Source organism: Rhodococcus sp. FG69, from assembly GCF_057808915.1.
This window is the reverse complement of record NZ_JBMDIX010000022.1, coordinates 55,739-80,856: the sequence shown is the minus strand read 5'-3', so window position 1 is coordinate 80,856 and position 25,118 is coordinate 55,739. Positions and strand designations below refer to the sequence as shown.

The window sequence follows — 25,118 nt, the reverse complement described above, 5'->3', positions numbered from 1 at the left end:
GAGGTCAAGGCTTCGTCCTGCAGCGGAAGCGGAGGGATTTGAACCCACGGACGCTTTTACACGTCTCTCGCTTTCAAGGCGAGTGCATTAGGCCGCTCTGCCACGCTTCCTGGTCTCGCTCGTACGTGGAGATACTAAACGCTCCGCGCACGGCGAGGCCAATCAGCCCTTGACGTCGGAACTCTCCATCGCGGCGTCGACTTTCTCGAAGATGTCACCGAGAACCGCAAGCTCTTGTTCCGTCAGCAGGTCGACCAGATGCTTCCTGACGCTGTCCACATGCGTCGGAGCTGCTTCCGTCAGGCGACGCCTGCCCTCGTCGGTGACGACCGCCAGCACGCCACGCCCGTCGTCGACGCATGTGCTGCGCTCGACCATGCCGTCGGATTCCATCCGTCGAATCTGATGTGTCAGGCGGCTACGGGACGACAGAACGCCGTCGGCCAACTCGCTCATTCGCAACGACCCGTCCGGCGACTCCGACAACATCACCAGGATGCGATATTCGGCCATCGTCAGGTTGTGCGCATCCTGCAGATCCTTGTTGAGTACCCCCATCAATCGTTGGCCGCCGTCGACATAGGCGCGCCACGCTCTCATTTCCGCAGTATCGAGCCACTGCGGGTCCCCCCCTGGACCAAAGGATCGTTCGGCCGTCACCCGATCATATTAGGCACTCGACTTACCGATGAGTAGCTCTGCGTGCTCGACGTCCGTTCGCCGGGCTCGGCATAGTCTCGACAGATGCCCGAACCACACATCGATACCCCATACGTTGCATCCGAAGACCGCTACGAGTCGATGCAGTATCGCCGCACCGGCCGCAGTGGCCTGAAGTTGCCGGCGATCTCGCTCGGCCTGTGGCACAACTTCGGTGACGACGCACCCATCGACGGCCAGCGTGCCGTACTCAGACGCGCGTTCGACCTGGGAATCACCCACTTCGATCTGGCCAACAACTACGGCCCGCCCTATGGCAGTGCGGAGAAGAATTTCGGTCGGATCCTGCGTGAGGACTTCGCCGGATACCGCGACGAACTGATCATCTCGAGCAAGGCCGGATGGGACATGTGGCCCGGCCCCTACGGATTCGGCGGCTCACGGAAGTACCTACTGTCCTCGCTCGACCAGTCGCTCGGACGGATGGGGCTGGACTACGTCGACATCTTCTACAGCCACCGCCCCGACCACGACACCCCACTCGAAGAGACCGCGGGCGCATTGATCAGCGCGGTGCAGCAGGGCAAGGCCCTCTACGTCGGCATCAGCTCGTACACGCCGGAGAACACCGCGAAGATGGCTGAACTCTTGACAGCTGCAGGCGTTCCGCTGCTCATCCACCAACCCAGTTACTCGATGGTCAACCGGTGGATCGAGGACGGCTTGCTGGAGACCCTCGAGCAGGTCGGCGCGGGCGCGATCGCGTTCTCTCCGTTGGCGCAGGGAATGCTCACCGACAAGTACCTCGACGGAATCCCCGAAGGCTCACGCGCCACGCAGGGCAAGTCCTTGAACCCCGACTGGTTCACCGACGAGCACGTCGAGCACCTGCGGGGATTGAACTCCATTGCCTCCGCCCGCGGCCAGTCGCTCGCACAACTCGCCCTCAGCTGGGCGCTGCGCGATCCACGGGTGACCTCGGTGCTGATCGGTGCGTCGAGCGTCCGGCAGCTCGAGAACAACGTCGGTGCGCTGGAGAACCTCGACTTCACCGCCGAGGAGCTCACGGCCATCGACGAGCACGCCAGGGACTTCGGGATCAACCTCTGGGATATCTAAACGCTGCGCCGCATAGGGTGGTCGCATGCACGCAATCACTCTGACCGAGTTCGGATCCCCCGACGTGATGCAGTGGACCCAGGTGCCGGATCTGCGCCCCGAACGCGGACAGGTCATCGTCGACGTCGCCGCCGCGGGGGTCAACCGAGCCGACCTGATGCAGCGCCAGGGCTTCTATCCCCCACCGCCTGGAGCAAGCGAAACCCTCGGGCTCGAATGCTCCGGGATCATCTCCGAACTCGGTGAGGGTGTGTACGACTGGAAAGTCGGCGATCGAGTGTGCGCACTACTCTCCGGAGGCGGCTACGCCGAGCAAGTGGCCGTCCCGGCAACACAGCTCTTTCCGATTCCGGGCGCCCTGGATCTCCATGCGGCAGCAGCACTTCCGGAGGTCGCGTCGACGGTATGGTCCAACCTCGTCATGTACGGTGGCCTTCGCTCCGGGCATGTAGTGCTGCTGCACGGCGGCGGAAGCGGAATCGGCACGCACGCAATCCAGGTCGCGAAAGCACTCGGGGCAACCGTTGCCGTCACCGCGGGCTCGAAGGCCAAGCTCGACTTCTGCGCATCGCTCGGAGCCGACATTCTGATCGACTACAAGGAGCAGGACTTCGTCGAAGTTCTGCGCGACAGCACCCACGGCGCAGACCTGATTCTGGACAACATGGGCGCAAAGTACCTGCCGCGCAACGTCGAAGCATTGGCCATGGACGGCACCCTCATCACCATCGGCATGCAGGGCGGACTGAAGGGCGAACTGAACTTCGGCGCACTGCTCGGCAAACGCGGAACCATCCATGCCGCAGGTCTACGCGGACGCCCCGAGACGGGACCGTCGAGCAAAGCGGACATCGTCGCGGACATGACGGCACGGCTGTGGCCGATGATCGAGGAAGGCGTCGTGAGCCCGATCGTTCACGCCGAACTTCCGATAACCGAAGCGGCAGAGGCACATCGAATGCTCGACGCCGATGCTATCGGCAAGGTCATCCTGAGGGTGCAGTAGCCGCTACGTCAGAGAAGCGAGGCACTTCACCAGCTGATCGATTTCGTATCGCGTCGTGTACGGAGCAAGTCCGATGGTGACGGCGCCGCCTTCCTCGTTGACGCCCAAGGCGTCGAGAAGCCGGCTGCCACTGTGAATTCCGCTGACGACGCCGATACGGTTCTGTGCGAGATGCTCCGCGACCTTCTCGGCCGACGTATCGGCGACGGTGAAGCTGAGGGTCGGAATTCGGCTTGGCGCGTCACCGAGGACCATGACGTGGTCGAGCTTGCCGAGCGAACGCAGCAGGTAGTCGAACAGTCGATCGTGGTAGTCCTGAAGCGACCCGATGGACAGCTGCAGACGCTCGCGTCGTGTGCCCGTCGCGGCGTCGTCCAGATTGGCAAGATAGTCGATCGATGACACGACCCCGGCCAGCAACGCGTACTGGTGCCCCGCCATCTCCATCCTCTCGGCGCCCTTGGCGAGCGGATTGAGCGACATCGACGGAATCCGGTTGAGCAGGCTCGGATCGCGGAAGACCAATGCACCCACCTGGGGCCCACCCCATGCCGATGCCTGGACGGCCACGACGTCGGCAGCCAGTTCTTCGATGTCGACATGCGCGTACGGCGCCGCGCCCGCAGCGTCGACGACGATGAGGCCGCCGACCGCGTGCACTCGATCTGCCGCCACTCGTACATCGGGGGCCGAGCCGACGATCGACGACGCGGCAGTCATGGCGACGAGCCGCGTCGTGGTGGTGATCAGTTCCTCGAACTGCCAGCTCGGAAGCTCACACGTATCGATCTCGACCTCGGCCCACCGGACCTGCGCGCCGTAGCGGCTGGCGATACGAAGCCACGGGGCGACGTTGGCTTCCTCGTCCAACCTCGACAGCACGAGGCCGGTTCCGAGGCCCAGCCTGGAGGACAGCGACTCCGCGAGCCATGCGAGTAACGTCCCGCGGTCGGGGCCGAGAACGACACCTGCGGGGTCTCCCCCGACGAGATCTGCGATGGCCGCCCGCGCCGCGTCGAGTAGGCCTGCGCTGCGTCGAGAAGACATGTGACCCGACGTGTGAGTCGGCGCGCTTCCGCGAAAGGCCGTGGACACGGCAGTCGACACACGATCGGGAATCTGCATCCCGTTCTGCGGATCGAGGTGGATCCAGCCGTCGCCAAGAGAGGGAATAGACCCTCGGACCCGTGCGACGTCGTACCCCATGCCGGACACTCTAAGCGCCGATTTCGTAAGCGTGTGTTCCACATCCCCTATTGGGCTCGACTGTATTGCTGTCTAGCACGCGAAACTTCCCTCCATACCCGGCCCTGAACAGGATAATCGGCCCCGCTCGTCGCGCAATCCCGCACAACACGTAAGGATGGCGGTATGACGCAATCGGACTCGCAGTCGAATCCCGAAGCCGGTGACCATGTCGTTGTGATCGGCCCGAACGGACAGCCTCTCGCACTGAGCCGTGAAGAGGCAACCGCCGCGGCGGCACGTGCGACGGGCAGCGAGGGAGCAGAAAGCGGCGAAACTCCCCTTTCGGACATGGTCGAGCAGCCGGCGAAGGTCATGCGCATCGGGACGATGATCAAGCAGCTTCTCGAAGAGGTCCGCGCGGCTCCGCTCGACGACGCGAGCCGGACGCGGTTGAAGAACATCCACGAGTCCTCGATCCGCGAACTCGAGCAGGGGCTCGCACCCGAACTGCGGGAGGAGTTGGAACGACTCGCGCTTCCGTTCGGCGAGGACTCCATCCCGTCGGACGCCGAGCTTCGGATCGCGCAGGCCCAGCTCGTCGGCTGGCTCGAAGGCGTGTTCCACGGAATTCAAACCGCGCTGTTCGCCCAGCAGATGGCCGCCCGCGCCCAGCTGGAGCAGATGAGGCAGGGCGCTCTACCTCCTGGCGTCACGTTCAATCCCGGTGGTGTGGGCCACACTGGCGGCAGCGGCACCGGTCAGTATCTGTAGCGCCGGGAGTGGAGCCTGCGGAATGACCCAGACGGCTCTGGAGTGGAGCCTGCGGAACGACCCAGACGGCTCTGGAGTGGAGCCTGCGGAACGACCTGTTGGGTGCGGGTAAGGTCGATCGTCGTGTCGGCCCCAGCAAAGAATCCCGAGAACGAAGCAGGAGAGCGTGTGACCGTTCCCGTTTCGGACTCGTACACCTTCAAACGTGCATTCGGCGACCTGAGGACGGGTTTCACCCAGCGCGAGTTGTGGTTGCACCTTGGTTGGCAGGACATCAAGCAGCGCTACCGTCGGTCGGTGATCGGACCGTTCTGGATCACCATCGCCACTGCCGTCCAGGCCACGGCGATGGGCCTGCTGTACTCCGTCCTGCTGGACATGGATCTGAAGACGTTCCTGCCGCATGTCGCCGTCGGCCTGATCATCTGGAACTTCATCAGTGCCGCGATCCTCGAAGGCGGAGACGTCTTCGTCGCCAACGAGGGTCTGATCAAGCAGCTGCCGTCGGCGCTGTCGGTGCACGTGTACCGGCTGGTGTGGCGTCAAGTGTTGCTGTTTGCGCACAACCTGATCGTCTACGTCATCATCATCGCGATCTTCCGGCCGTCGTTCCACTGGTCCGATTTGTCCGCGATACCGGCGTTCGCGCTGCTCATCGTCAACGCGGTGTGGGTCGCCCTGCTGTTCGGCATCGTCGCCACCCGTTACCGCGACATCGCGCCGATCCTTGGATCGATGGTCACGCTGCTGTTCTTCATGACGCCGATCGTCTGGACCACTCAGGGTCTGATCAATCAGGGCGGGCAGGCCGCCGAGCGGGCCAGGCTCGTCGAGATCAACCCGCTCTTCCACTACCTGGATATCGTGCGCGCACCGATGATCGGTGAACCGCAGCAGCTGTACCACTGGTACATCGTCATCGGCTGCACGGTTGTCGGATGGGTGCTGACTATTCTCGCTCTCAAGAAGTACCGGGCCCGCGTGCCCTACTGGGTTTAGGGGCTCATCTCATGTCCGTCAGCATCAGCACCCACAACGCGTGCGTCGACTTCCCGATCTTCGACGCCAAGACGCGCTCGCTCAAGAAGGCTTTCCTCGGCAAAGCGGGTGGAGCGATCGACCGGAACAGCTCCGACGTCGTCGTCGTCGAAGCCCTCCGCGACATCACGATGAACCTGAAGGACGGCGACCGCATCGGACTCGTCGGGCACAACGGCGCAGGCAAGTCGACGCTCCTGCGTTTGCTGTCGGGCATCTACGAGCCGACCCGTGGCAGTGCCTCGGTTCGCGGCCGCGTCGCGCCTGTGTTCGATCTGGGCGTCGGCATGGACCCCGAGATCTCCGGCTACGAGAACATCATCATCCGCGGACTGTTCCTCGGGCAGACCCGCAAGCAGATGCTCGCGAAGATGGACGAGATCGCCGACTTCACCGAACTCGGCGACTACCTCGACATGCCGCTACGGACCTACTCGACGGGTATGCGCGTGCGCGTCGCGATGGGCGTCGTCACCAGCATCGATCCGGAGATCCTGCTTCTCGACGAGGGCATCGGGGCGGTCGACGCCGAATTCATGAAAAAGGCGCGTATTCGGCTGCAGGAGCTGGTCAAGCGCTCCGGCATCCTGGTTTTCGCCAGTCACTCCAACGAATTCCTCGCGCAGCTGTGTGATCGTGCGATGTGGATCGACCACGGCCAGATCCGTCAGGAAGGCGGCATCGAAGAGGTCGTGCGCGCGTACGAGGGCGACGATGCGGGCGATCATGTGGCGACGATTCTGAAAGAGCTCGCCCGGGATGCGGAACGACAGAGCGACGACGCGCGTGAGTGAAAAGATCATCGGGGTGATCGTGACGCACAAGCGTCGCGAATTGCTGGCTCGATCTCTCGACGTCATCACGCACCAGAGTCGCCCGCTCGACCATCTCGTCGTTGTCGACAACGCGCACGAGGACGAGGTTCGCGAACTCGTCGAATCCGCTGACCTTCCGACCACTTATCTTGGGTCGCATCACAATCTCGGGGGCGCCGGCGGATTCGCGCTCGGCATTCTGTATGCGCTCTCGCTCGGTGCGGACTGGGTCTTTCTCGCCGACGACGACGGGCGTCCCGAAGGTCCCGATGTGCTTGCGACGCTGTATGCCTGCGCGCTGAAGCACGGCCTCGACGAGGTCTCCCCTGTCGTCTGCGACATCGACGACCCGGACCGGCTCGCGTTCCCATTGCGTCGCGGTGTCGAGTGGCGTCGGCTGCGATCCGAGCTGATCGATCCGCGCAATCCGGACGACGATCTACTCGAAGGTATCGCGTCGTTGTTCAACGGTGCCCTGTTCAAGGCGTCGACGATCGATGCGGTCGGGGTACCGGATCTGCGGCTGTTCGTGCGCGGCGACGAGGTCGAGGTTCATCGCCGGCTGCAGCGTTCGGGGCTTAAATTCGGTACCTGCCTGACCGCGGCGTACGTGCACCCGAACGGCGCCGACGAGTTCAAGCCGATCCTCGGTGGTCGGATGCACACCCAGTATCCGGACGATCCGACCAAGCGCTACTTCACGTACCGCAATCGCGGCTATCTCATGTCTCAGCCCGGAATGCGAAAGCTCCTCCCACAGGAGTGGATTCGGTTCGGCTGGTTCTTCCTTGTGACCACTCACAACCCCAAGGGTCTGGCGGAATGGTTTCGGCTTCGCCGGCTCGGGCGTCGGGAACACTTTCGCCGCTGAGGTGGGCTTTGCACCGAGGGTTGAGGTGGGCGGACGGAGCACGCGGAACGAGCCGTTAATACGCGCGCCGGACTCCTCGGCTACCGTGTGCGCATGACGGAACCTCGGAAGCTGACGGATCGAATTCGGCATTCGGCGCGGGAGAAGTTGCAACGCGCAATCGGTGAGGTTCTGGACAAGCAAACGGCGCAGCTCGCCGAGCAGACCGGACACCAGCAGGAAAAGCTACTCGAGATCCTCGAACGCCAACGACGCGAGATCGATGACCTGCACGCGTTCATTCGAGGACTCGAAATGCGTATGCGTCGGGACATCCCGTACGCGTCGGATGTCGAGGCTGCCGCGCAGAGCGCCGAGTTCGCGGAAGAGGTCATGCCCAAGGCCCCGACATTTCTCCGCCCGCACGCAACGCTGCGCTTTGCGCTCGGCGAGGTGTCCGTCCCTGGAATGGCCCTCGAGTTCGGCGTCGCCAGCGGCACGACTCTCGAGATCATCGCCGAGGAGATGGCGTCGAAAAAGGACATCACGGTCGTCGCTGGGTTCGATGTCTTCTCCGGACTACCGGAGACGTGGCGTACCGGATTCCCCAAGGGTCTGTTCGAGCAGGAGAACGTACCGAAGGTGCCTGGGGCTGAGATAGTCCCGGGGATGTTCGAGGAGTCGCTGCCGGAGTTCCTGAAGAGCCGCAAGGACAAGTTGGCGTTTCTTCACCTCGATGCCGACCTCTACTCGTCGACGGTGACGGTCCTGGACCTCGTTGCGGATCGTCTGGCCGTGGGTACGGTCATCGTGTTCGACGAGTACTTCAATTTCCCGGGTTGGCGAAACCACGAGTACCGGGCGTGGACCGAGTTCGTCGGTCGCACCGGAACGGAGTTCGACTACCTCGGGTACACCGCGGACAACGAGCAGGTCGTGGTTCGCATTCGGAAAGCGCCGTCGCTGTAGTGGCATGGTCGAGTGCATCTGGGTGCACTCAACCATGCCACTGGGGGCGGAGCCCCCTACCGCACCAGCCGAACGACCTGGGTCCCATCGAAGGTCACTCGGCTGTCGATTCGTAGGCCACGCGAGGACAGCAGCGCGTATTCGCTGGAGTCTTCGAAGTGATAGGGCTGCAGCGCCCATTTGTCGTTCGACGTCAACCTGAGGTTCTCGACCTCGTCGCGTTCACGATCGGTGAAGTACCAGAGCACGGTGCACATATCGAGGTCCACGTCCGACAACGGCTTCTCGACGTCCCAGAGCTGGCCGGATTCGGCCGCGTCGGTTGCGAGCCCGATATCCCGCGCGTTCGCGAATGCACTCGGGTCTACGTCTTCCACCAGTCGCTGAGACGACGGATTCCATGCGGCTCGGCCGAAGAGCACGCAGTCACCCGGTCCGATGCTCGCCCTCGCGTAATCGTTCACCTCGCTGAAGTCCATTCCGAGCGGCTTCGCCCCGGGCAGACGTTGACTCGCGTATCCAGGGACCAGCGCAAGTGCAAGTGCGGCGATTGCAACGTACGGCAGCCAGCGCACCGCCCGAAGCTGTCCCAGGGCAACCCCACCGAGGAGTGCCACCGCGGGAGTGGTGAACGTCAGATACCTGTCCAGATATATCGGCGACTTCACGAGCGAGTACGCAACCATGACCGCCATCGGTACGGCTATCCACACGAGTGCGATCGCGATGCATGCGCCACCATCGGACCGGAACCGCTCACGACTGCGCACGGTGAACACCAATGCAACAACGAGAACGACCCCGAACACCACACCGAACACCGGTGAATCGAGAAACCACTGGTACTCGAACACGATGCGCGCAAAGTTCGCATCCAGCGGCGGTATCCACCCGACCTGGCCCGCCTGGCGTTGCACCACACGCAGAAATGGCAGAGCAACAACCAGCGCAGCGAGAACCGCCAAGGCCCAGGGCAGCGCCGACACGCGAAAGCGCCTGCAGATGAGCAGAATTGCGAAATGAACCACGACGATCGTCGCCAGATAGACGAACGATACGATCGACGCCGTCAGCACGACCGCGTACGCAACCCACCACAGGCGCGATCGTGACGACAACGCCACGAGCAGAAGAACAGTGACCCACACCGCCGCCGCGGCCGTGAGCGCGGAACTACGCGCTTCGACCGCAGCCCACGTCACCCTCGGAAGCAGCGCGAAGACCACGCCGGAGAACATCGCGACATCGAGATCGGAAAAGCGGGCGGCGAGCGTCACCACTCCCGCAGCGGCCACCCCGACGGCGATCGCACTCGGCAATCGAACCGAGAACTCGGAAAACCCGAAAACACTGCCCCACAGATGGATACCGAAGTAATAGCCGCCGTGAACGGCGTCGGTGGACCGCAGAAAGTCGATGAGCTCGCCGATGGACCTCCGGCTGGAATACACCGTCGCGACCTCGTCGTACCAGAGGGACGGAACCCAACTGCCCAGCACACCGAGGACGAAAGCGAACACTCCGACCGAACTCGCCGCCCCGACCGTACCTACGCGACCGCTAACCACCGAGACGTTACTCGTCGACGGAGTACAGGCGCGCCCAGTTCTCCCGACTCGTCAGCTCCGGCGTCGCCAACCGGTAGGACTCCGCGACAACCTCGGTTTCGTTGCGCAGTCGTCGCAGAGCAGTCACGCCGCGCTTGAGCAGAACGATCGCAGCATCCTTGTCGCGCTTACGAACTCGCACACCCTCTTGTGACCGATCGGTAACGACCGCATGCGCGAACAGCGAGACATGCCACCAGTGCGCGTCGTCGGCAGAGATCGCAACAGGACCTGGATGCAGCCTGCCTCGCCACTGATTGACTACCCGCTTGGCAAGCACGGCCCATTCGAGACTCTTCTTCGGATTCGGGCCCGCAGTAGTGATGACCATGTCCGCCGGCCGAATGTCGGGCACCGCGTTCGCGTTGTAGCGCTTGGTCTCATTGTATGCAGCCCGGTCACGCCGAATCGCCGACGCCGCATCCATACCGCCGTCGGTCAATTTGCTCGGCCCGACCAGGAAGTCCTCGATGGCCTTGATCAACGTGAACGCCATCCCGTACTGCATCGACACCAGGTAGCGGAACAGATCGGTACTCAGCTGGCGCGCCAGCTTCCTACCGTCGAGACCGGCATGCAGTGCCGCAGTGATCATTCCGTTTCGAAGGTTGAAGTACCGGTGCCATTCGTCCCAGTCCTTCCACGCGAAGTCCGCGTGCCACACCGCAGCACCCGGCAACGTGACGGTCGCAAAGCCGTTGGCGCGAGCCCGATAGCCGTACTCGATGTCGTCCCACTGGAAGAACAGCGGTAGTGGATACCCGATCTGCGCGACGATTTCGGACGGGATCAGGCAGGACCACCATCCGTTGTAGCCGGCGTCGACGCGGATGTCCTGCTTCTTCTTGAATGCGCTCTTGTCGGAGATCGCGTTCTTGACGTGCAGGCCTGCTTCGAGCTTCTGCAGGTTCGCTACCTCTGCTCCGACGTGTACGCGATCAGGATGCAGCAGATACAGCATCTGCGCGCCGACGATCGCAGGCTCGACGGTCTTGTTGGCGAAGGCGTTCATCCGAACGATGGCTTCCGGTTCGCACAGGACGTCGTCATCCATGAACACGACGTTGGCTGGATCTCCGCCCTTGCCCTGGACCTCGAACAACCCGCGCGTGAAGCCACCTGCGCCACCGAGGTTGGGCTGGGTGATGTAGACAAGCTTGGTGCCGAGTTCGGCGGCTACGCGCTGGAACAGCGGCCGCGTCTGAACCTGGTCGGTGCCCTGGTCGACGACGTACACGTTGTCGACGCCGTGCAGTGCGATCGGATCGTCGGCCATTGCCGCGACAGTGTTGGCGCAGTCGTCGGCACGATTGAACGTGCAGATGACGACAGAGGTGGGACGTAGCTTCTCGGGCGCGTCGACGGTCCAATCCGCATCCTCGACCGTCAGCTCACCCGAACCGGTGGTGAATCGTACGAACAGTGCGCCACCATCGAGGAACTGCTGGACCTTGGCGGGCACGACGATCCGGCTGGCCTGGCCCTCGGTGTCGACGGTGGTGCTCGCGACCGTACGCTTTCGACCTTTGAAGTCGGTGGCAACGATGTCGATGCGTGCAGAACCGGTGACGGTTGCGCCGAACCGAACCTCGGTGACCTCGGTCCATCGCTGCCAATAGCTGGCCGGAAAACGACCGAAATAGCTGTTGGTCTCGACCACGGTCCGCTTGGCGAGCTTTGCGAAATACCGAGCCCGCTCCGCATTGCCCTTGACAACGTTTGCGTACATATCGGCACTGACCAGCGGAGATGGCCCGTCGAACAGCAGGCGCTGAGCCGTCAACGCGTCGGAACCGGCTGCACCGCTACCTGTCAGCCCGTTCTGCGGCGCGTTCCGACGATTGAGTGCAGTGCCGTCCATACTTGGAGATACCCCATCTTTCGAGCTCGAGTCTCTTCTCGAATCGAGCCGTGTGCAGTGTGGCGCCGAACCCATGCGAACTCCGTGCCACCATCCATGGTCGCACAGGCCGCCGTCGAGACGCCCCAACGTACGCAGCGCCGCGTCGTTTCGGATCTGTACGGCACTGCGGGATACAGTCGTGTGTCTTCATCCATACTCACGGAGCAGAAGTGACCCTCAGCCGAACAGAGCGCACGCACGGTTTCGTGCTCGGCAGCCGCAGGGAGCGTCTCGCGTGGGGCGCCCTGATTGCCGTCGTCGTAGTGATCGGTTACGGCCTCGTCCTCGCCGTCGATCCGCGGTTCTTCTACATAGACGACACAGAATCCGGCGCAGTCCCCAACTGGCTGCAGCTGGGTCGGATCATGCGCGAGGGTCAGTTTCCGTCGCTGGTCCTCGACCAGTGGATGGCAGGTAACTACCCGGTGGAGGGCCAAGGGGGTCTGTGGAATCCGGTTCAGATGGCGATCAACTACATCTCGCCGTCGATCGACAACCTCGCCCTACTCGCGACAGTCGTCAAACTGGCATTTTCGATCGCGCTCGCGTGGGGTGTCTACCGAGTGGCACTCGTCTACGGCGCCCGGCCAGCATGGGCGGCGGTCGCCGCGGCCTCGGCTCCCTTCGTCGGCTTCACGTTGTTCTTCGAGAACACCTCGTGGGTCACTGCGCTGATGGGCACCGCGTGGATCATGAACGCGTGGGCCAGTTCGGTCTCTTACGCGCGCAGTCGATCGGGTCCGATCGTGCCCTTCGTTTTCCTCTACCTGGCCATCAGCGTGGGCTACGTGCACGCCGCGGTCATGGCGGGAGTGATGATCGGGGCCGTGGTGATCGGTGAATTCGTTCACCAGCGGAGGTGGCGCCCAGCTGCCCGCGTCGCGGCAGTCGGTATCGCAGCGGCCGCATGCGGCGCCATCACGTTCCTTCCCGGCGTGCTGACCTCGTCGGTCACCTGGCGCAGTGGTGACGAAGGCACCTTCAACGACAACTTCCTGACGGCTCCCTGGTCCGAGACCCTGACCGCCAGCATCCCGTCGTCCGTGACCAGCATCGAGTCGTGGACGGGCGAGACGACTGCCTCCCCGGTCACGTACATCGCATGGTTTCTGATCCCTGCGCTTGCGTTCATCGCGTGGCGGCGGGTTCCCGATTCGTTGCGTGAGCTCACCGCGCCGCTGATCCTGCTCGTTTTCGCGCTCGTGTTCACTGCAGGGCCGAGCGACATCGGGCCCATCCGCTGGCCTGCACGCATCCTGCCGTTCGTTGCGATCGTGGCACTGATACTCGTAGTGGTCCTTCTCAGTCGCTACGGGACGCTCGATCGACTTCGTCCGCGACTGCTTGCCGCATCGCTCTTGACGCTCGTTCTGGTGCTTCGAGCCGGATCGTCCGGTCCCGAACTGTTCGGTCGTCACGTCGTGTCGGGACTCCTGATCGTCGCCGTCGGCGGCCTCGTGGTCTTTGTTGCCTACCGCTTCTCGACGAGGGCTGCGGCCGCACTGCTCATTGCCACGATCGCCCCCGTCGCGATGTACCAGGTGGCCTCCTACGATCCGCCGTTCGACAAGTGGTGGCTCCCGACCTCGCAGTCGGAAGCCGACGCCGGTTTCCCTCAGTGGCAGGGAGCGACGCTCCAACTCGGTGATCGCACACTGACGGAGACCAGCGCAGACACCGCCGACGATCCCAGGCTTCCCTGGCACTCCCAGGTGTATGGAAACTCCGCAAAGATCATGGGCCTCGACTACGTCAACGCCTACACCCCGGTCGGCTACGAAGACTTCTCCAACCTGCTCTGCTTCGAGCACGAGGGTTCGACGTGCTCCGACGCGTTCCGACGTCTGTTCCTGATCGAGCCGTACACCGGCAAGACATTCGCCGACCTGATGCGGTTGGACCGCGTCGTGCTCCAGAAGAACCAATACCCGCTGGCCGACGCGCGTGAGGCTCCCGCAGGTTGGGAGTGGGTGACCCCACCGACCACCGACTCCGCGCGTCAGACCTACGTCCTCGAACGCATCGACGGACTGATACCGGCCGACATCGGTCGCGTTGTCGCGACGGTCGACGCAACGGCCGTTCCGGAGTCGTCGAGCGCCGATTCCGAGCACGTTCGCGTCACCTCGGTGGACGGTGGAAGCGTCGTCTTCGCCCGCCTGGCGTGGCCTGGATACACCGCTACTCTGAACGGTGAGCCGCTCCAGACCAAGGGGCTGGCAGACATCTTTCTCTACGTCGACCTCCCGCCGGGCACGACGGACGCAGACCTGGCGATCGAGTTCCGGCCCCCCGGCCAGAAGCTTGGATTGGCAGGGATGGCCGGCGGCGTTCTGCTGCTGCTCGCATTGGTGGTTCTGGATGTACGACGCCGTCGCCCGGCACAATCACCTCCGGCCGAGGACACTGCCGTAGATGTGACCATGGAATCGAGTAGTTCCGCAGCGAACAGATAGGCTTGCAACCCGTGACCCACCCGTCCGACGCTGTCCCCGCCGCGCACCGCATCTCCATCGTGGTGCCGGTCTACCAGGGTGAGCGGACACTGCGGGCCCTCATCGACGAAATCCTTCCGCTCACGACACGCACGTACTCACCGTCCGGCCGGCCGCTCGTCGTCGAGGAAGTACTCCTCGTGTTCGACCACGGTCCCGACGGCTCGGCCGACGTCATTCGCGAACTCGTGCGTGACCACTCGTTCGTGCGGGGAGTGTGGCTGAGCCGAAACTTCGGGCAGCATCCCGCGACCCTCGCAGGTATGGCATCGAGCGGCGGCGAGTGGATCGTCACAATGGACGAGGACGGGCAGCACGACCCGGCCGACATCGGCGGGCTGCTCGACACAGCCCTCGATCGTCAGTCCTCGGTCGTCTACGCGAAGCCGACCAATGCCGCACCGCACGGCATGTGGCGCAACGCCGCATCGCGGGGATCGAAATGGCTCATCGCCACGGCAATGGGCGCCGACAGCACGGTCAGTTACCAGAGCTACCGACTCGTCCTCGGTGAGGTGGGCCGATCCGTCGCCGCCTACGCGGGTTCCGAGGCCTACCTCGACGTCGCCCTCGGGTGGATCGCGGGCGAGGTCACCACGAGTCCGGTCGAACTGCGTGAGGAGCATGGCCGACGCTCCGGCTACAACGTACGCACACTGCTCTCGCACTTCTGGCGCATGGTGCTCTCCAGTGGCACCAAAGGTCTTCGACTGGTCAGCTTCATCGGTGTCGCATTCGCAATCCTCGGTCTCGTGCTCGTGCTGTGGGTGCTTGCGTCGTATCTCGTGTTCGACGTGGGCACTGAAGTACAAGGCTGGGCATCGACGATGGTCATCTTGCTGTTCGGCTTCGGAGCAACCCTGTTCTCTCTGGGAGTCGTCGCGGAATACGTCGGCGTCAACGTCAAGACAGCCATGGGGAAGCCGCCCTACCTCATCGTCGCCGACCCGGCCGACGGGCCGCTCGGTCGGACAGACACTCGGGACGGGCCACCAGAACCCACGACGCCCGCGTGAGCACGAACTGCACCTGGGTCATCGGAAGCGGAGGGCTTCTCGGCTCCTCGGTGTCTCGTGAACTCCGCCGCCGGGGTCACCGAGTCCGCACGAGCATCGTCCCGTGGGCAGATCACGGATCAGCGAAATCGCTTCTCTTGCAGGAATGTACCGACTTCTTCGACGCCACCGGCGACGACACGTGGAACATCGTATGGGCCGCTGGGGCCGGCGTCAACGGAACGACGGCCGACCAATTCGCACTCGAGAACGAACTCGTCGCCGACATTCTGGCCAAGGTAAGCGCCGTGGCAGGTGAACGCCGCGGCAACGGCACCTTCTTCCTCGCATCGTCGGCAGGCGGCGTCTATGCAGGCTCGACGGGGGCGCCACACAACGAAGCGACGCAACCGGTTCCGCTCGGTGACTATGGCCGTGCAAAGCTCGACTCCGAGTCGATCGCACAGGAATTCGGCGTCAGAACAGGAACCGACGTCGTCATCGGACGCTTCGCGAACCTGTACGGTCCGGGACAGAATCTCGGGAAACCCCAGGGACTCATCTCGCATCTGTGCCGCGGGTATCTGATGGCATCACCGGTTTCGATCTACGTGCCGATGGACACTCTCCGCGACTATCTCTTCGTCACGGACGCCGCCGAAATGGTCGCTGACACACTGGAATTATCATCCAGACGATCATCGCCGCCGACGACGAAGATCTACGCCTCGGGATCGGCCGTCACCATCGGATCGATCCTCGGGGCTTGCCGCACCGTGTTTCGTCGACGCCCGAACGTCGTCCTCGCCGCATCACCCCTCGCCGCGTTTCAGGGCCGCGATCTCCGTCTGCGGTCGACTGTGTTGACCGACATCGATCGACGAACCCACCGGACATTGCCCGCCGGCATCGCGTCGACGTTGCACGCGACTCGACAGGCATTGGCGGCAGGGCGGTGACCGAATCGCACACGCCCCCGCCGCCGGCGGGGATGACCGGCTCGCCCGGCCCGCTGATGCGCATCGTCAAGAATCAGGCACTTGCGTTTCTGCTCGTAGGCGGCGTCAATACCGCGCTGGGTACCGGATGGTTCATCGTATTCCAGCTCCTGATCGGTGAACAGTACGGCTATCACGCTGCAATCGTGCTCGGCTACCTCTGTAATGTGCTGTGCGCCTTCGCAATGTACCGGTATCTGGTATTCCGAGTCAGAGGGCACTTCTTCAAAGATCTGGTACGATTCTTCATCGTCAACTTCGGCGCCTTCGTCGCGAACATCTCCTTGATGACCGTGGCGGTGTCGCTTCTGCACTTCCCACCGATCCCATCGCAATTGGTCGTCACCGCGATCATGGCAGTCGCCAGCTTCTTCGGCTATCGGGATTTTTCGTTTCGTAGAAAGACAACCACATGAGCCCTCGCGTATCAGTCGTCGTACCCGCGTACAACAACGCGGAATACATCGGTGAGACAATCGAATCCATTCTCGATCAGACGTTCACGGACTTCGAACTCATCATCGCCGACCACTCCTCGACCGACGAGACGCTTGCCGTAGTGGAGAAGTACGACGATTCGCGGATTCGAGTGCTCACAACCGAGACAGGCGGCGGTGCGAAACGGAACTGGGATCGGGTCACCGCCGAGGCGACAGGCGAATTGGTCAAGCTCGTCTGCGGGGACGACACGATCTTTCCCAGCTCCCTCGAAGCCCAGGTCGCAGCGTTCGACGAGCACCCGTCGGCCGTTCTCGTTGCGTCACAACGCACCTTGATCGACGCGAACGGAAAGACGGTGATCGCCGCCCGCGGACTCGGTGGACTGTCCGGACTCGTATCGGGGCGCGTCGCTGCCCGGACTGCAGTACGCGCGGGCGCCAACATCTTCGGCGAACCAGGCTGCGTCATGATGAAGTTGTCGGCGCTACGGGAGATCGGCCTGTGGGACAACAGCCACCCGTACCTCATCGACCAGGCCACGTTCATCGGCGTCGCACTACAGGGCGACGTCGTCGCCATCGAGCGGCCGCTGGCCACGTTCCGCATCAACTCCGGTCAGTGGAGCGTCGAACTGGCGACCCAGCAGGCGCGACAAGCGGCCGACTTCCATCGTTCGCTCGGAGCTCTGGAGCCGGGTCTCCTGTCCGCGACAGACATTCGACTCGGCAACGGCAAGGCCCTCGCCACCTCGTTCATGCGCCGCGCAGTCTACCTGCTACTACGTCACCGAATGTCGAAGAACTAGGCATGTCGAAGAACTAGGAAAGCACCGATTCCGTTCGGGCGTAACCACTTTCGGTCGCATCCTTCTGCGGGCGCCACCAATTCTCGTTATCCCGGTACCAGTCGACGGTCGCTTTCAGTCCGCTGCGGAAGTCGACGTACTGCGGAGTCCAGCCCAGTTCGGTGCGCAGCTTGGTCGAGTCGATCGCATAGCGAAGGTCGTGGCCGGGGCGGTCGGTGACGAAGTCGAAGGCGTCGGCCGCCTGCCCGGTCTCTTCGAGGATGGTCTCGAGCACCTCACGGTTGTTCTTCTCGCCGTCGGCGCCGATGAGGTAGGTCTCGCCGAGCGCACCCTTGTCGATGATGGTCCAGACGGCACTGTTGTGGTCGTCGACATGGATCCAGTCACGAACGTTCTGCCCGGCACCGTAGAGCTTGGGGCGACGGCCCGACAGGATGTTGGTGATCTGCCGTGGAATGAACTTCTCGACGTGCTGATACGGGCCATAGTTGTTGGAGCAGTTGGAGATTGTCGCGCGCACACCGAACGATCGCGCCCACGCCCGCACCAGCAGATCGCTCGACGCCTTGGTCGAGGAGTACGGGCTCGACGGGTTGTACGGGGTGGATTCGGTGAATCGTGCCGGATCGTCCAGTTCGAGGTCGCCGTAGACCTCGTCGGTGGAGATGTGGTGGTAGCGCACGTCGTACTCACGAACCGCCTGAAGCAACGTCGTGGTGCCGATAACGTTGGTGTGCAAGAACGGCCAGGGATTGGCGAGGCTGTTGTCGTTGTGTGATTCGGCGGCGAAGTGGACGACCAGATCGGTCTTCTGAACCAGGCTATCGACCAGGTCCTTGTCGGCGATGTCGCCTTCGACGAAGTCGATCTTGTCGGCGACGGGGGCGAGCGATGCCCGGTTGCCCGCATAAGTGAGGGCGTCGAGGACGGTGATCTCGACGTCAGGACGCTCCGCGACGGTCAGATGGACGAAGTTCGCGCCGATGAACCCGGCACCCCCGGTCACGAGCAGTCTCATGAGTGTGGAGTTTAGCCGCACGGTATCGAATACCGTGGCAGTGACCGCGCACTGTTCGGGTCGATCTGGGAGACTGCCGGGTATGCGGGGAATCATTTTGGCGGGCGGTACCGGGTCGCGTCTTCATCCGATCACGATGGGGATCAGCAAGCAGCTTGTTCCGGTCTACGACAAGCCGATGATCTATTACCCGCTCTCGACGCTGATTTTGGCGAACATCCGCGACATCTTGATCATCACCACTGCGCAAGACTCCGAGCAATTCCAGCGTCTGCTCGGTGACGGCTCGCAGTTCGGCATCAACCTCACCTACAAGGTCCAGCACACCCCGAACGGTCTCGCTCAGGCGTTCGTCCTCGGTGCCGACCACATCGGGACCGAGGGTGCTGCTCTGGTGCTCGGTGACAACATCTTCTACGGCCCAGGGCTGGGCTCGCAGCTGGGTAGATTCGAGGCGATCGAGGGCGGCGCGATCTTCGCCTACGAGGTCAAGGACCCCAGCGCGTACGGCGTCATCGAATTCGACGCGTCCGGTCGAGCGATCTCGCTGGAGGAGAAGCCGAAGGACCCCAAATCGAATTACTCTGTGCCGGGTCTGTACTTCTACGACAACGATGTCCTGGCCATCGCCCGTGATCTGAAGCCGTCGGCGCGGGGGGAATACGAGATCACCGACGTCAACCGGCACTATCTCGAGGCGGGCCGGTTGGCGGTACAGGTGCTGCCGCGTGGGACGGCGTGGCTCGATACCGGTACCTTCGATTCGTTGCTCGATGCCTCCAACTATGTGCGCACCATCGAGCAGCGTCAGGGTCTCAAGATCGGGGCGCCGGAAGAAGTGTCGTGGCGTCGGGGGTTCATCAGCGACGACGAACTGCGTGAGCGGGCGGAGAAGCTCGTCAAGTCCGGATACGGGCAGTACCTGCTCGACCTCCTCGACCGCCGTCAGTGAGAAAAGTGAGCAATGAGTTTTCGTGAGTTGAAGATCGCCGGCGCGTACGAGTACACCCCGCGTCAGTTCGGTGACGATCGTGGTGTGTTCTTCGAGTGGTTCAAATCCTCGGCGTTCACCGCTGCGGTCGGTCGGCCCTTGGCGTTGGAGCAGGCGAATTGTTCGGTCTCCGCTGCCGGGGTGCTCCGCGGAATCCACTTCACCGACACCCCGCCGGGGCAGGCGAAGTACGTCACGTGCACCCGTGGCGCTTTTCTCGATGTGATCATCGACCTACGGGTGGGGTCGCCGACGTTCGGGCAGTGGGACAGTGTGCTCATCGACGACGTCGATCGGCGTGCGGTGTATCTGCCGGAAGGCCTCGGGCATGCGATCTTGTCGCTCGAGGACGGATCGACGGTGATGTACCTGTGCTCGATCGAGTACACCCCGTCTCTGGACCGGGACATCGATCCGTTGGATCCGGATCTGGGTATCGACTGGCCGACCCTCGCACGCGACGGGTCACCGCTCGAGTACCAACTCTCCGACAAGGACCGTGCGGCACCCTCGCTCGCGGACGCCGTCGCCGCCGGCTATTTGCCCAGATACCAGGGCTGAACGCGCAGGTTCCAGCGAGCGCGCAGGTTGCAACACGCGCGTGGGCTGGAAGGTGCGCGCAGGACCCCCGGTCGCAGCGAACGACTCATTCGGTCACCCGTGCGGCTGAACGCGATCAGCGAATCTTGAAGATCACGAACCGCTGGACGATGAAGTTGATGACCGTCGCGGTGCCCTGAGCGATGACGAAGGCAACGTTGGCGTACCAGAAACCGTCAGGAAACGCCCGGTAAAGCCACGTGTAGATGCCGACCTGGACGGCGAAGGTCACAGCGTACAGCGCAACGACTGCGGCGAATCGCGCGCGCGACGGCGCCGCATTGAACGTCCAGCGACGGTTGATGAGGTACGCAGTCGTGGTGCCGAGCACGAAGCCGATCGCCTTGGCCAGGGTGACGCCGACGCCGAACACGAAATGCAGCAGCAGGTTGACGCCCTGGTCGACTATTGCCGACAGCACACCCGTCGCCAAGAAGCGGATGACCTGAGTCTCGAGGTCGAGGGCTTCGTCGGCGATGTTTTCCGTCAGCGGCAACTCGACGGGCAGCGGGACGTGGTGCTGCAACTCTTCGTCTTCTGCTGACCAGTCGTCGTTCTGCGGGGAGGTGGGCACGATCATCGAGACTAGCCGCCGACCCGCACCGGGCACCCCTTAGACCCCGCCGCGCAGCGGGTACCCTCTACACCGATGTCCACGACAGCCGACGACGCACTCTTCCCCCTGGAACCACAGGCCCGGAACACTGCGCCGCTACCCACGCAGACCCGCACGATCTCCGGTTTCGGGCGCACTGCGCCTTCGACGGGTGAGGTGCTCTCGACCTCCGACCCCGAGCTCATCGCGAACGCGGTGAAGCAGGTCGCAGAGCAGAACGACAGCAAGCCGTCCTACCTGCAGCGCGGTGTCATCGCACGTGGCCTCGGCCGCTCGTACGGTGACAACGCTCAGAACTCCGGCGGCCTCGTCGTCGACATGACGGCCCTCAACCGCATCTACAGCATCGACGCGGGAACACGCATCGTCGATCTCGACGGTGGTGTCAGCCTCGATCAGCTGATGCGCGCCGCGCTGCCGTTCGGTCTGTGGGTACCGGTTCTGCCCGGCACGCGCCAGGTCACCATCGGTGGCGCAATCGGATGCGACATCCACGGTAAGAACCATCACAGCGCCGGTAGCTTCGGCAACCACGTGCGCTCGATGCAACTGCTCACCGCGGATGGCCAGATCCGCCACCTGACACCGTCAGGCAAGAACGCCAAACTGTTCTGGGCGACGGTCGGTGGCAATGGCCTGACCGGGATCATCCTGCGCGCGACGATCGAGATGACGGCGACCGAGTCGGCCTACTTCATCAACGACGGCATCCGCACCGAGACTCTCGACGAGACCGTTGCGGCTCATCAGGACGGCACCGAGGACAACTACACGTACTCGAGCGCGTGGTTCGACGTCATGAGCGGGCCGCCCAAGCTCGGCCGCGCGACGATCACCCGTGGCTCGTTGGCGAAGTTCGACGAGCTCCCGAAGAAGCTGCAGAAGGACCCGCTCAAGTTCGACGCGCCGCAGTTGCTGACGGTGCCGGACATCTTCCCGATCAGCGGCCTGAACAAGCTGTCGATGAGCGTGATCGGCGAGGCCTACTACCGCATGGGTGGCAACTACACCGGCAAGGTCCAGAATCTGACGCAGTTCTATCACCCCCTCGATCTCGTCGGTGAGTGGAACCGCGGCTACGGACCGAAGGGATTTCTGCAGTACCAGTTCCTCGTTCCCACCGAGGCTCTCGAAGAGTTCAAGGACATCATCCGGTTCATCCAGCGTTCGGGCCAGTACTCGGCACTGAACGTCTTCAAGCTGTTCGGGCCGGGAAACAAAGCGCCACTGAGCTTTCCGATGGCCGGGTGGAACGTCGCGATGGACTTCCCGATCAAGGCGGGCCTGAACGAGATGGTCCGCGAGCTCGACAAGCGCGTCCTCGAATTCGGTGGTCGTCTGTACACCGCGAAGGACTCGCGAACGGACGCGGAGACCTTCCACTCGATGTACCCGAAGATCGACGAATGGATCAAGGTCCGTCGATCCGTGGACCCCACAGGCGTTTTCGCCTCCGATATGGCCAGAAGGTTGGAATTGCTGTGACGATCGACGCTGTGGGGAACCCGCAGACCATTCTCGTACTCGGTGGAACAAGCGAGATCGGTCTCGCTATCACCGAGGAATACCTGTCGAAGTCGCCGGCTCGAGTGATTCTTGCCGCACTGCCGAACGATCCGCTGCGCGACAGTGCGGTTGCACAACTTACCGCGAAGGGCGCGAAGTCCGTCGACGTCATCGACTTCGATGCCCTCGACACCGCATCTCACCCCAAGGTCATCGACGAAGCGTGGTCCAAGGGTGATGTCGACGTCGCAATCGTCGCTTTCGCGGTGGACTTCGACGCCGAAGAACTGTGGCAGGACCAGCGCAAAGCTGTCTTGACGGCAAACATCAACTACACCGCGTCGGTGTCGGTGGGCGTACTGCTGGGCAAGAAGATGAAGGCACAGGCTTACGGGCGCATCATCGTGATGTCCTCGGTCGCCGGTGAGCGTGTGCGTCGTTCCAACTTCGTGTATGGATCGACCAAAGCGGGTCTCGACGGCTTCTACCTCGGCCTCGGAGAAGCTCTGCGCGAGTTCGGCCCTCGCGTGACGGTGATCCGCCCCGGCATGGTGCGCACCAAGTTCAGCGCGCACGTCAAGGAAGCCCCGTTGACGGTCGACAAGGAAGACATCGCCAAACTGGCGGTTGCCGCATCCCAGAAGGGCAAGGACCTGGTCTGGGCACCGGGACCTTTCCGATTCGTGATGATCGCGCTCCGGCACGTCCCGCGTCCGATCTTCCGCAAACTCCCTATCTAGATGAAACGAGCGCTCGGGACGGCCGTCGACGGCGTACTGGCCGCTCTCGTCGCAACCATCGTTGCGGCGATCGGGTTGTACGCCTTCTCCCTCGTCCAGTGGCCGGCGTTCAACTCGTCCAACGTCACTCGCGCACTGACGTCGCTCGGGCAGGTCGTCTGTGCGGTCGCGTTCGCAGTGGCAATCGTTCTGTATCGCCGCGGGACCTTGGAATGGCTCGCGAAGGGCCTGACGTGGCTGGGGTTGTCCGGATTCGTCACGGTCACACTCGGTTTGCCGTTGGCTGCGACCAAGTTGTACCTGTTCGGAATATCGGTCGACCAAGAGTTTCGCACCGAATACCTGACGCGACTGACGGATTCGGCCGCACTGCGCGACATGACGTACGCCGACATCCCACCGTTCTACCCAGCAGGCTGGTTCTGGATCGGCGGACGCGTCGGGAACCTACTCGGCATGGACGGCTGGGAAGTGTTCAAGCCCTTCGCAATCGGATTCCTCACAGTCACGGCGGTTGTGGCGTTCACGCTATGGAAGCAACTCGTTCGGACAGATTTGGCCGTCGCTGTCAGCGCCGTGACCACCGCACTGGTCGTCGCGTACGCATCTCCGGAGGCATACAGCGCCGTCATCGCCCTGCTCGTCGCGCCGGCTCTTCTGCTGGCGTGGGGTGCGCTGAATCGGCCGGTGTCCGTTCACCCCGATCGCTTGAATGGACCATCCAGGCCATCTGATCGTATGGATGGACCATTCAAGCAGTCTGGGGGTGCGGTCGGCGGCGAACCCCAGCGAACCACCAGCTGGGGCTGGGGCGCTGTCGTCGGTACCGGATTGTTCCTCGGACTCGCCGCGACGTTCTACACCCTGTACCTGGGGATGGCAGCGTTCGCTGTCACCCTCATGGCCGTCGTATCGGCCGTACTCTCCGTCCGCGCGCACGGGACATGGCGGGCCGCGATCCCCGTCGTCGTCCGACTCGTCGCCATCGCTGCTATCTCGGCGGTCATTGCGCTCACGGTGTGGCTTCCATACCTCGTCGACTTCGTGACAGGCACCCCGTCGACCTCCGGAACCGCACTGCACTATCTTCCCGAAGCCGGAGCAGAACTTCCCTTCCCGATGCTCGAGTTCTCACTCCTCGGCGCCCTGTGCATGGTCGGCATGCTGTGGCTTGCGGTCCGCTCCGCGACCTCGAGGCGAGCACAGGCTCTCGGACTTGGCGTCGTCGCCGTGTATCTGTGGACGCTGTTGTCGATGGCGGCCACTGTCGCCGGCACCACGCTGCTGTCGTTCCGGCTCGAAGCGGTACTGATCGTATTGTTGGGCGCGGCAGGAGTTTTCGGGTTCGTCGAGGGCTCGAAAGCCATCTACCAGGCGATCAACGAACCTGCGCGGTTCAAGGTCGCCGCAGTCGTCGTCGCAACCGTCGGCGCACTGGCGTTCGCGCAGAACATCCCTCAGGTGCTGCAAACGGAGATCACCGTCGCGTACTCGGACACAGACGGTGACGGGGTACGCGCCGACATGCGCCCACCCAGCGCCGTGTCGTACTACCGCGAAGTGGACCAGGCGATCACCGAGCAACTGGGCCGAGAACGCGACGAGACCATTGTGCTCACTGCGGACACGTCGTTCCTGAGCTACTACCCCTACTTCGGCTTCCAGGGTTTGACGTCGCACTACGCCAATCCACTCGCTCAGTTCGACCAGCGGTCGGCAGCTATCGCCGACTGGGCAGCCCTCGAAACTCCGGACGAATTGATCGAGGCACTCGACGCCAGCCAATGGCCGGCTCCCGACGCCTTCCTGTTCCGCCGCGGTGCCGATGGCTACACCCTGAGGCTGGCCGAGGACGTGTACCCGAACGATCCCAACGTGCGGCGATACACCGTCACCTTCGACGAGTCGCTGTTCGAAGATCCACGGTTCGAGGTCACCGACATTGGGCCTTTTGCGCTGGTCACCCGTCCTGCATAGGCAAATCACA

Annotated in this window: 23 protein-coding genes and 1 tRNA gene; 17 read left to right on the top strand and 7 right to left on the bottom strand. The window is 63.2% G+C overall.

Features of this window, described 5'->3' with window-relative positions; genetic code table 11:
- Positions 1-23: 23 nt before the first annotated feature.
- Positions 24-110 (bottom strand) — tRNA-Ser (locus ACODSO_RS17980).
- Positions 111-162: 52 nt separating this feature from the next.
- A complete protein-coding gene (locus ACODSO_RS17975; protein WP_489038137.1) occupies positions 163-660 on the bottom strand; it encodes a MarR family winged helix-turn-helix transcriptional regulator in 498 nt (165 codons plus the stop codon).
- Between the two features lie 84 nt (positions 661-744).
- On the opposite strand from ACODSO_RS17975, the gene mgrA reads away from it, so the two are divergent.
- Together mgrA and ACODSO_RS17965 are read left to right on the top strand one after the other, a co-directional pair.
- Complete coding sequence (gene mgrA / locus ACODSO_RS17970; protein ID WP_489038136.1) at positions 745-1,779, top strand: L-glyceraldehyde 3-phosphate reductase; 1,035 nt, start codon at positions 745-747, stop codon at positions 1,777-1,779.
- 25 nt (positions 1,780-1,804) lie between these two features.
- Positions 1,805-2,785 (top strand): NAD(P)H-quinone oxidoreductase, encoded by a 981-nt coding sequence (locus ACODSO_RS17965; RefSeq protein ID WP_489038135.1) that lies wholly within the window; start codon positions 1,805-1,807, stop codon positions 2,783-2,785.
- A gap of 3 nt (positions 2,786-2,788) precedes the next feature.
- Here the strand turns inward: ACODSO_RS17965 and ACODSO_RS17960 are convergent, their stop codons facing one another.
- Positions 2,789-3,991 (bottom strand): cysteine desulfurase-like protein, encoded by a 1,203-nt coding sequence (locus tag ACODSO_RS17960; protein WP_489038134.1) that lies wholly within the window; start codon positions 3,989-3,991, stop codon positions 2,789-2,791.
- A 165-nt stretch (positions 3,992-4,156) separates the two neighbouring features.
- On the opposite strand from ACODSO_RS17960, the gene ACODSO_RS17955 reads away from it, so the two are divergent.
- The 5 genes from ACODSO_RS17955 to ACODSO_RS17935 all read left to right on the top strand — a co-directional run bounded on the left by ACODSO_RS17955 (position 4,157) and on the right by ACODSO_RS17935 (position 8,416).
- Positions 4,157-4,744 carry a bacterial proteasome activator family protein gene (locus tag ACODSO_RS17955; RefSeq protein WP_489038133.1) on the top strand — a complete coding sequence of 196 codons (588 nt, stop codon included), beginning with the start codon at positions 4,157-4,159 and terminating at the stop codon, positions 4,742-4,744.
- A 123-nt stretch (positions 4,745-4,867) separates the two neighbouring features.
- The gene (gene wzm / locus ACODSO_RS17950) at positions 4,868-5,743 is read left to right on the top strand and encodes a galactan export ABC transporter permease subunit Wzm/RfbD (protein ID WP_489038132.1); all 876 of its coding nucleotides are present in this window, start codon (positions 4,868-4,870) and stop codon (positions 5,741-5,743) included.
- An 11-nt stretch (positions 5,744-5,754) separates the two neighbouring features.
- Positions 5,755-6,576: a galactan export ABC transporter ATP-binding subunit Wzt/RfbE gene (gene wzt, locus ACODSO_RS17945; RefSeq protein ID WP_489038131.1), complete on the top strand. Its 822-nt coding sequence runs from the start codon at positions 5,755-5,757 to the stop codon at positions 6,574-6,576.
- Positions 6,542-7,468 carry a galactofuranosyltransferase GlfT1 gene (gene glfT1 / locus ACODSO_RS17940; protein ID WP_489038130.1) on the top strand — a complete coding sequence of 309 codons (927 nt, stop codon included), beginning with the start codon at positions 6,542-6,544 and terminating at the stop codon, positions 7,466-7,468. Before wzt ends, glfT1 begins: the two co-directional genes overlap by 35 nt.
- 93 nt (positions 7,469-7,561) lie before the next feature.
- Entirely contained in the window at positions 7,562-8,416 is an 855-nt protein-coding gene (locus ACODSO_RS17935; protein WP_489038129.1) for a TylF/MycF/NovP-related O-methyltransferase, read from the top strand.
- A 56-nt stretch (positions 8,417-8,472) separates the two neighbouring features.
- Here ACODSO_RS17935 and ACODSO_RS17930 read toward each other — a convergent pair whose 3' ends face one another.
- Together ACODSO_RS17930 and ACODSO_RS17925 are read right to left on the bottom strand one after the other, a co-directional pair.
- A complete protein-coding gene (locus ACODSO_RS17930) occupies positions 8,473-9,984 on the bottom strand; it encodes a glycosyltransferase family 39 protein (RefSeq protein ID WP_489038128.1) in 1,512 nt (503 codons plus the stop codon).
- Positions 9,985-9,991: 7 nt separating this feature from the next.
- Positions 9,992-11,884 carry a glycosyltransferase gene (locus tag ACODSO_RS17925; RefSeq protein WP_489038127.1) on the bottom strand — a complete coding sequence of 631 codons (1,893 nt, stop codon included), beginning with the start codon at positions 11,882-11,884 and terminating at the stop codon, positions 9,992-9,994.
- 212 nt (positions 11,885-12,096) lie between these two features.
- On the opposite strand from ACODSO_RS17925, the gene ACODSO_RS17920 reads away from it, so the two are divergent.
- The 5 genes from ACODSO_RS17920 to ACODSO_RS17900 are packed head-to-tail and all read left to right on the top strand — an operon-like array spanning position 12,097 to position 17,660.
- Positions 12,097-14,382 (top strand): hypothetical protein, encoded by a 2,286-nt coding sequence (locus ACODSO_RS17920; RefSeq protein WP_489038126.1) that lies wholly within the window; start codon positions 12,097-12,099, stop codon positions 14,380-14,382.
- A gap of 50 nt (positions 14,383-14,432) precedes the next feature.
- Positions 14,433-15,437, top strand: a complete 1,005-nt coding sequence (locus tag ACODSO_RS17915) for a glycosyltransferase (protein WP_489038153.1) — start codon at positions 14,433-14,435, stop codon at positions 15,435-15,437.
- Positions 15,434-16,375 carry an NAD-dependent epimerase/dehydratase family protein gene (locus ACODSO_RS17910; RefSeq protein ID WP_489038125.1) on the top strand — a complete coding sequence of 314 codons (942 nt, stop codon included), beginning with the start codon at positions 15,434-15,436 and terminating at the stop codon, positions 16,373-16,375. The genes ACODSO_RS17915 and ACODSO_RS17910 overlap by 4 nt, the downstream gene beginning before the upstream one ends.
- Positions 16,372-16,830: a GtrA family protein gene (locus ACODSO_RS17905; RefSeq protein WP_489038124.1), complete on the top strand. Its 459-nt coding sequence runs from the start codon at positions 16,372-16,374 to the stop codon at positions 16,828-16,830. Before ACODSO_RS17910 ends, ACODSO_RS17905 begins: the two co-directional genes overlap by 4 nt.
- Positions 16,827-17,660: a glycosyltransferase family 2 protein gene (locus ACODSO_RS17900; protein WP_489038123.1), complete on the top strand. Its 834-nt coding sequence runs from the start codon at positions 16,827-16,829 to the stop codon at positions 17,658-17,660. The genes ACODSO_RS17905 and ACODSO_RS17900 overlap by 4 nt, the downstream gene beginning before the upstream one ends.
- Before the next feature lie 13 nt (positions 17,661-17,673).
- Here the strand turns inward: ACODSO_RS17900 and rfbB are convergent, their stop codons facing one another.
- Positions 17,674-18,678, bottom strand: coding sequence for a dTDP-glucose 4,6-dehydratase (gene rfbB / locus ACODSO_RS17895; RefSeq protein ID WP_489038122.1), 1,005 nt, complete (start codon positions 18,676-18,678; stop codon positions 17,674-17,676).
- An 82-nt stretch (positions 18,679-18,760) separates the two neighbouring features.
- Between rfbB and rfbA the strand changes: the two genes are divergently transcribed.
- Positions 18,761-19,630, top strand: a complete 870-nt coding sequence (rfbA, locus tag ACODSO_RS17890; RefSeq protein WP_489038121.1) for a glucose-1-phosphate thymidylyltransferase RfbA — start codon at positions 18,761-18,763, stop codon at positions 19,628-19,630.
- A 12-nt stretch (positions 19,631-19,642) separates the two neighbouring features.
- On the top strand, positions 19,643-20,230 hold the full coding sequence (locus ACODSO_RS17885) for a dTDP-4-dehydrorhamnose 3,5-epimerase family protein (protein ID WP_489038120.1): 588 nt from the start codon (positions 19,643-19,645) through the stop codon (positions 20,228-20,230).
- 115 nt (positions 20,231-20,345) lie between these two features.
- Here ACODSO_RS17885 and ACODSO_RS17880 read toward each other — a convergent pair whose 3' ends face one another.
- A complete protein-coding gene (locus ACODSO_RS17880; RefSeq protein ID WP_489038119.1) occupies positions 20,346-20,849 on the bottom strand; it encodes a GtrA family protein in 504 nt (167 codons plus the stop codon).
- A 69-nt stretch (positions 20,850-20,918) separates the two neighbouring features.
- Between ACODSO_RS17880 and dprE1 the strand changes: the two genes are divergently transcribed.
- Genes dprE1 through ACODSO_RS17865 form a run of 3 tightly spaced genes read left to right on the top strand, consistent with a single transcriptional unit; the run spans position 20,919 to position 25,108 of the window.
- Positions 20,919-22,370 carry a decaprenylphosphoryl-beta-D-ribose oxidase gene (gene dprE1, locus ACODSO_RS17875; RefSeq protein WP_489038117.1) on the top strand — a complete coding sequence of 484 codons (1,452 nt, stop codon included), beginning with the start codon at positions 20,919-20,921 and terminating at the stop codon, positions 22,368-22,370.
- On the top strand, positions 22,367-23,131 hold the full coding sequence (dprE2, locus tag ACODSO_RS17870) for a decaprenylphospho-beta-D-erythro-pentofuranosid-2-ulose 2-reductase (protein ID WP_489038115.1): 765 nt from the start codon (positions 22,367-22,369) through the stop codon (positions 23,129-23,131). The genes dprE1 and dprE2 overlap by 4 nt, the downstream gene beginning before the upstream one ends.
- Positions 23,132-25,108, top strand: a complete 1,977-nt coding sequence (locus tag ACODSO_RS17865) for a galactan 5-O-arabinofuranosyltransferase (protein WP_489038114.1) — start codon at positions 23,132-23,134, stop codon at positions 25,106-25,108.
- Positions 25,109-25,118: the final 10 nt, after the last annotated feature.